Raw genomic sequence first — 6,275 nt, forward strand, 5'->3', positions numbered from 1 at the left:
AAATCCTTTGCTCCGGTAATTGATTGTGTAAAAAATTTACAAGTGCAATTAATACCGGAAGTAACGAGCAAAATCAAGAGTAAATATTTGTCGCAAAGCATTGCTAAGTCATAAGTTGTGGCCGACTCGACTTACGACTTAAAAATATTTTTTCAGACGCTTTCTTTAACAAAGTAATGTAATAAATAATTAAAAAGAGTCCCAATAACCTGATTCAGAAAGGAGAGATTTTAATGAAAGTACTTGGGATCAGCGGTAGTCCGAGAGCTGGCAAAACAACAGAGGGCCTGGTGATGGCCATTTTGGATGCAACTGGCTTAGAAACGGAATTCATATCCTTACACGGCAAGAAAATTAACGGTTGTATATGCTGTTTAGGTTGCGTGGAAGACAACCTCTGTAAAGTACAGGATGATTATCTTCTAATCATGCACAAAGTTATGGAGGCAGATGCGATTGTTATCGGTGCTGCAAATTATTTTGGCAGACTGAATGCCCTTACGCACGCCCTTCTTGAACGATTTTACTGCTTTAGACACGATAGTAACGGACACGGCGGCATGAAACTCTCCGGTAAATTGGGTGCAATTGCCTCTGTGGGCGGTGGTGGAAACTGGAAGATGCCGGGGAAGGATATTAAAATGAGCGAGGTTGCAGGAGATGATATTAAAGGCTTTTTTGCATACAATGAGATTGAACTTGTTGGCGCTGTAGAGGCACAGGGGCCTGTGGCATGTTTTACCTGTGGATACGGAGAAACTTGCAACGTAAGCGGCATAAAGAAATTCTTTGGTAAGGATACCAAAATCACCCCGGACATTATACCATGTTTAGAAAAGCAGCCCGAAGTCATAGAGAAGGCAAGGGCACTTGGAAAGGCATTGGGAGAAAGATTGAAAAAATAAAATGGAACATAATGTAATTTTACAATCGGTAATTACCTGTCCAGGTTGTGGACATCAAAAAGAGGAAACAATGCCTACAGATGCCTGTCAATATTTCTACGAATGTGAAAATTGCAAATCAAGATTAAAACCCAAAAAAGGGCATTGTTGCGTGTTCTGTTCTTATGGAACAGTTCAATGTCCATCAATACAAATACAACAAAAAAGAGGCCACAGTCCTCTACGTTGATATCAACGACTTTGAGGAGCAAAGGGATGCCTTTGATACCGCATGAGGGCTTGGAGTAAGGAATGAGAGGCAAATGTAGGGTGGATGAAGCGAAGCGCATCCACCATTTCTCAGGAAGGCAGGAAATGACAGGAAAATTCCCGCTTTTCTGTGTTCCTGATATTAAATCTGGTGGATACGGCGTGAAAAGGCGCACGCCTTTATCCACCCTACCCAAAACAAAAATAAGGGAATATCCATGAGCGAATATCGCCGGCTCTATCGTGAACAAGGCTGGTATTTCTTTACGATTGTGACATACAATCGACAAAAAATTCTTACCCATCCTGATAACGTTACCAGATTACGACGTTCGTTCCAATATGCGATGAATAAACACACCTTTTTTATCGATGCTATTGTTGTTCTTCCTGATCATATTCACTGTATCTGGAGGTTGCCTCATGACGATGATGATTTCTCAACACGATGGAGATTGGTTAAATGGCATTTTTCTTTGGGCATGGATACCCTCTTGACCGAAAGAAGTGAGAAGAAGGTATGGCAAAGGAGATTTTGGGAACATTTGTTGAGGAATGAAAAAGATTGGCGCTATGGGTCATTTCATGATGCTGTAAAGAGGGGATTCTATACCATAGATTGGGGTTCGCAAGAACCTGATTCCATAAAGGAAATGGATTTAGAGTAGGATGGATGAAGCGAAGCGCATCCACCATAGTTTATCTCTGCCTAATCCCCTTCATACATAGTTGTTTTTTCAGAAAACTAAATTGCTATGAAATTTTTTATAGAGAGGCTGGATAATGGCACGGATTTTGGCTAGAGAAAAAGAAGAAACGTCGATGGACGTACAGGAGGTTTTTGCAGAAATTGAAGGTGCTTTTGGCATGGTTCCAAATTTGTTTAAGACCTACTCGCATTTTCCACCTTTATTGAAAGCCAACTGGAACAAGGTAAAGGCGGTAATGATGCAAGGGGGTTTGAGTAGAAAAACAAAGGAAGCTATTGCCCTTCTGGTTTCAAAGGACAATAGCTGCGCATATTGTGTGGCTGCTCACACGGCTGCCCTCAAATCCATCGGTGTGACGGAAAAAGAAATTAACATAATTGAGAGTGAGATTGAGAAATCAAAATTTACAGAGAAGGAACGAGAAATCATAACCTTTGTCAGGAAGGCGAACAAAGACCCAAATAAGATAACTGATGAAGAATTTGAAGAGCTAAGGAAGAGGGGCGCTAGTGATTCGGAAATTGTTGAGGCACTTGGTGTAATGGAACTCTTTACAGCATTTAATAAATTCCTCGATTCTCTTAACGTGGAGATAGATTTCTGATGGCAATCTTAATAATCCTTTTTCTTGCTACTTGTTTTCTCTCATATTCAAATGGCGCTAATGACAACTTTAAAGGCGTAGCTACGCTCTTTGGAAGTAAGACCACGAATTATAAATACGCAATCTGGTGGGCAACTATTACAACATTTGCAGGTTCGCTGGCTTCCCTATTTTTTGCATACGGTCTTGTGAAGACCTTTTCTGGTAAAGGCTTGGTTCCCCAAAGCATATCCTCTGCTCCTGAATTCCTCACAGCAGTGGCGATTGGCGCTGCCATTACCGTTATGGTTGCAACGATTACAGGGTTTCCAATCTCAACCACTCATAGCTTGACAGGCGCCCTTACCGGCGCTGGTTTTGTAGCCGTAGGTTCACAGGTTAATTTTGCCGTTCTGGGCAGCGCCTTTTTCATGCCGCTTTTACTCAGTCCTGTTATTGCCACCACTCTTGGCAGCATTTTTTATATTATTTTTCGGAATATGCGTATCCATTCCGGCATAACAAAGGAATGGTGCCTTTGTGTTGGTGAACAGAGAAAAGCAATTCCATCATGTACGCCCGCTCCTGCTCTGAGTGTGAAATACGGTAACACTATCAGTGCTGCAATTGACACCGAAGAAAACTGTCAGGAAATTTACCATGGACGTTTTCTGGGTATAAATAGCCAGAAATTGCTGGATGCTTTGCATTTTTTCTCTGCCGGGGTTGTCAGCTTTGCGCGGGGTCTTAATGATACGCCAAAGATTGTGGCGCTCTTATTATTGGTTAAAGGTTTGTCGATACACTGGGGCATGCTGGCTGTTGCTGTTGGAATGGCTGCCGGCGGGCTTTTGAATGCAAGAAAAGTGGCTGAAACCATGAGTAATAAAATCACAAAATTAAACCACGGTCAGGGCTTTACAGCAAACCTTGCCACCAGTATTCTTGTAATATTTGCCACTAAGCTTGGGATGCCGGTATCCACAACACACGTATCCGTAGGCTCTCTTTTTGGCATAGGGTTAATTACAGGGCGTGCTAACATTCGCAAAGTGCTGGAAATACTTTTATCGTGGTTCATAACCTTGCCTGTTGCCGCAGTATTTAGCGGCGGCACGTATTGGATATTAGGAAACTGGTTATTCAATTAATTCTTCGGAAGCGAACTTTCAAGGCTGAAACCTTGAATCATTGTAATAATTTTTAACAGAATGGAGAGAAGCGTGAATAAAAAAATGTTTAAATATAGATGTTTTGCTTTTTTGTTTGCAATGAGCCTGACTATAGCCCCGGCAATTTCTTATGCAGAAGATGCAGTCAAGACGATAAAACTTACTGAATTAAACACCTTGCTTGAGAGCAACAAAGGCAAGGTGGTGATTCTTGACCTGTGGGCAACATGGTGTCCGCCCTGCCGGAAGGAGATACCCGGTTTTATCAGTCTTTACAAGAAATACAAGGACAAAGGCTTAGAGATCATTGGTGTTGCATTTGATGAAAATGGGCCGGAAGTTGTTCCCCCATTCATGAAAGCGATGGGCATCAATTATCCCATTTATCTTGGTGAGGGCGATATTGCCCGGAAGTATGATCTACATGCCTACCCAACAACTATTGTCTACGGAAAAGACGGCAAAGTAGCCAGCAAACATGTTGGTTACGTATCAGAGAAAGAATTCGAGGACGAACTGAGTGAATTGTTGAAAAAGTAAAGAGAACGGGGCACCCGTTAGAAGTCTCTTGTCAAGCAAAACGTCACCGAACAAAAAAATCAGCTGTCGTGCTTTTTACGGTCGGCTGCATTGCCTCGTTATGATTTGTTTTTTAGCCTTTTTGCATCTTCAATATCTTTTGGTCTACCTATTGCTTCCTTGTTTTTAATTAAATCATCACTTGTTTTTAATTAAATCATCAACGGACAATATATTTGGGGAAATTCCTTCGAATTTGGCTTTAATAGAGCGTCTTTTTGCATCTGCAAATTTTATATCGCCGGAAATTTCTGTTATAATGTCAATCCGGCATGGTGCAACACCAATTTGGAATATAATTCCTTTTTCCTTAAAAGTATCTTCATTAATACCATCAAGAGGGGCACCGAATTCTACCAATGCCTGGTAAAGTTTTACGGAATTATCCTTGTCTGGTTTAACCCAAATGTCAATATCAAGAGTACTTCGAGGATAGCCATGGGCGGCTAGCGCATACGCGCCAACCAAAATATAATCTACATCATGCTTTTGTAAGATTTGTGACATTTCTTTGTAATCTTGATTTAGCATTTATATTTCCTTTTGTTGAAATTGCCCATAATTCTTGCGTAATATCCCAAACCATTTCTATCCGATCTTTTATAGAGGCATCGACATATTCATCATTAACAATATTTTTCATTTGAGATAATTTTACAATATTTTTATTTAGTTTCATCTTAATCCTTTTATTTTAATCAATCATAACGTAGAGCTAACCGGGCACGGCACGAGAGGGAGTAGGGTTGCAGCTTAAATCCTAAATAATGGCTAAAATTTATTATAATAACGCAATAGAAAATATCAATATTTAACATTTAAGATGTGACCCTTCCCCATTCCCTTGGGAGGTTTGTCCGTATTTGGTGAGTTTCCCGTTAGTACATGATAATTTGTCACTAAAAATATAATTTTCCCTTTTGTGCTATCTTCTAAAAGATAATAGAATCCAGTCCCTTGAGAGATAACAACATTGCCTTTAAGCAACTGTATTGGAGTTGTAATTAAAGAAATATGTTCTATTTCTTGAGCATTTGCTTGCATAACGAACACTCCTAATATTAGGAATAATATTTTTGTAGCTAAATTTTTCATGCTGTATAACGCCTCACATCACCGGCAGCGAAAAGCAGAGTGAGGAACGAGCGGCGCTTTTTGCTGTCCGAGTGCATGTGATTGTTAGGCCTTAGTTGATTCCAGTGCATCTGCTCGTTCTTTACTGGCTGCAGTGTAAACTTGGCGTGCAGCATCCAGATTAATGAGGAATATTGCTAGCCCTACGATCAAGTCGGGCCATGCACTTAGGGTAAGTAAGGTTATGAAGCCTGCTCCAATAATGGCAACATTAGCGAAAGCGTCATTACGCGCAGAGAGAAAAGCAGCGCGTGTAAGGCTACCGCTATGTTTGCGGTAACGAACAAGGACAAATGCACAAATAATATTAACAACCAAAGCACCACTTCCAGTAAGCGACAGGAGGGTTGCGTCTGGTGGCAATGGAATGAGAAATTTCCCCCAAGCTGTCCAAAGCGTGAAAAGCCCTGGAATTAGAAGAATTGCCGCAAGCGCCATGCCGACCATTGATCGCCGATGCAAGCTCCAGCCTAGCGCCATAAAGATTAGAATATTAACTGCTGTATCTTCAAGAAAATCGATGGAGTCTGCAAAAAGTGAAACCGAGCCTATTGAATGTGCGACAGAAAACTCAACAAAAAAGTAGCCGAAATTAAGGAGGGCTACGACAAATACTGCTCGACGGAGGAGAGAATTTTTAGCGTTCATATAATGTTTTCTTGAGGCCTAACTATTAATATACGAAATTCCAGATTACCAAAAGCTTACAGTAACTTTGCGGGATTATAGCCGGATATTTGATGTCGGTCAAGGGAATATAGTCAAACAAATCTGGTTTTATAAACTTAGCGGTAATTTGGCTTTTTGAAAAATGGGGGCGAAGCATTTGCCTGCGTACAGTATAACTCCTTCAACATAGCGGGGTTGGCGTATGTACAGCATTTTACGTCTCTCTCTTATATGCAGGCAAATGCTTCGCCCCTACCCAGAATGTTTTTCGAAA

11 protein-coding genes are annotated in these 6,275 nt (G+C 40.9%); 7 read left to right on the top strand and 4 right to left on the bottom strand.

All coding sequences use genetic code 11. The features are described 5' to 3' along the window. The first annotated feature begins 233 nt into the window (after positions 1 to 233). The 7 genes from QZT26_RS15870 (at position 234) to QZT26_RS15900 (ending at position 4,159) form a co-directional block, all read left to right on the top strand. Entirely contained in the window at positions 234 to 905 is a 672-nt protein-coding gene (locus QZT26_RS15870; RefSeq protein WP_295103536.1) for a flavodoxin family protein, read from the top strand. Position 906: 1 nt separating this feature from the next. Continuing rightward, positions 907 to 1,134, top strand: a complete 228-nt coding sequence (locus tag QZT26_RS15875; protein ID WP_295103539.1) for a GDCCVxC domain-containing (seleno)protein — start codon at positions 907 to 909, stop codon at positions 1,132 to 1,134. 62 nt (positions 1,135 to 1,196) lie between these two features. Beyond that, on the top strand, positions 1,197 to 1,376 hold the full coding sequence (locus QZT26_RS15880; RefSeq protein ID WP_169702960.1) for a hypothetical protein: 180 nt from the start codon (positions 1,197 to 1,199) through the stop codon (positions 1,374 to 1,376). Next, entirely contained in the window at positions 1,373 to 1,822 is a 450-nt protein-coding gene (locus QZT26_RS15885; RefSeq protein ID WP_295103540.1) for a transposase, read from the top strand. The genes QZT26_RS15880 and QZT26_RS15885 overlap by 4 nt, the downstream gene beginning before the upstream one ends. 127 nt (positions 1,823 to 1,949) lie before the next feature. Further along, positions 1,950 to 2,468, top strand: coding sequence for a peroxidase-related enzyme (locus QZT26_RS15890; RefSeq protein ID WP_295103542.1), 519 nt, complete (start codon positions 1,950 to 1,952; stop codon positions 2,466 to 2,468). Beyond that, positions 2,468 to 3,598: an inorganic phosphate transporter gene (locus tag QZT26_RS15895; protein ID WP_295103544.1), complete on the top strand. Its 1,131-nt coding sequence runs from the start codon at positions 2,468 to 2,470 to the stop codon at positions 3,596 to 3,598. Before QZT26_RS15890 ends, QZT26_RS15895 begins: the two co-directional genes overlap by 1 nt. Positions 3,599 to 3,670: 72 nt before the next feature. Further along, entirely contained in the window at positions 3,671 to 4,159 is a 489-nt protein-coding gene (locus tag QZT26_RS15900) for a redoxin domain-containing protein (protein ID WP_295103547.1), read from the top strand. 177 nt (positions 4,160 to 4,336) lie between these two features. On the opposite strand, the gene QZT26_RS15905 is transcribed toward QZT26_RS15900, so the two are convergent. The 4 genes from QZT26_RS15905 to QZT26_RS15920 form a co-directional block, all read right to left on the bottom strand. Then, positions 4,337 to 4,729 (bottom strand): hypothetical protein, encoded by a 393-nt coding sequence (locus tag QZT26_RS15905; RefSeq protein WP_295103548.1) that lies wholly within the window; start codon positions 4,727 to 4,729, stop codon positions 4,337 to 4,339. Further along, on the bottom strand, positions 4,680 to 4,877 hold the full coding sequence (locus tag QZT26_RS15910) for a hypothetical protein (RefSeq protein WP_099325725.1): 198 nt from the start codon (positions 4,875 to 4,877) through the stop codon (positions 4,680 to 4,682). Before QZT26_RS15910 ends, QZT26_RS15905 begins: the two co-directional genes overlap by 50 nt. Before the next feature lie 125 nt (positions 4,878 to 5,002). Continuing rightward, positions 5,003 to 5,293 carry a hypothetical protein gene (locus tag QZT26_RS15915; RefSeq protein WP_099325726.1) on the bottom strand — a complete coding sequence of 97 codons (291 nt, stop codon included), beginning with the start codon at positions 5,291 to 5,293 and terminating at the stop codon, positions 5,003 to 5,005. 84 nt (positions 5,294 to 5,377) lie between these two features. Beyond that, positions 5,378 to 5,980: a cation transporter gene (locus tag QZT26_RS15920; RefSeq protein WP_099325727.1), complete on the bottom strand. Its 603-nt coding sequence runs from the start codon at positions 5,978 to 5,980 to the stop codon at positions 5,378 to 5,380. Positions 5,981 to 6,275 lie beyond the last annotated feature (295 nt).

The organism is uncultured Candidatus Kuenenia sp. (genome assembly GCF_900696675.1).
GTDB classification, from domain to species: domain Bacteria; phylum Planctomycetota; class Brocadiia; order Brocadiales; family Brocadiaceae; genus Kuenenia; species Kuenenia stuttgartiensis_A.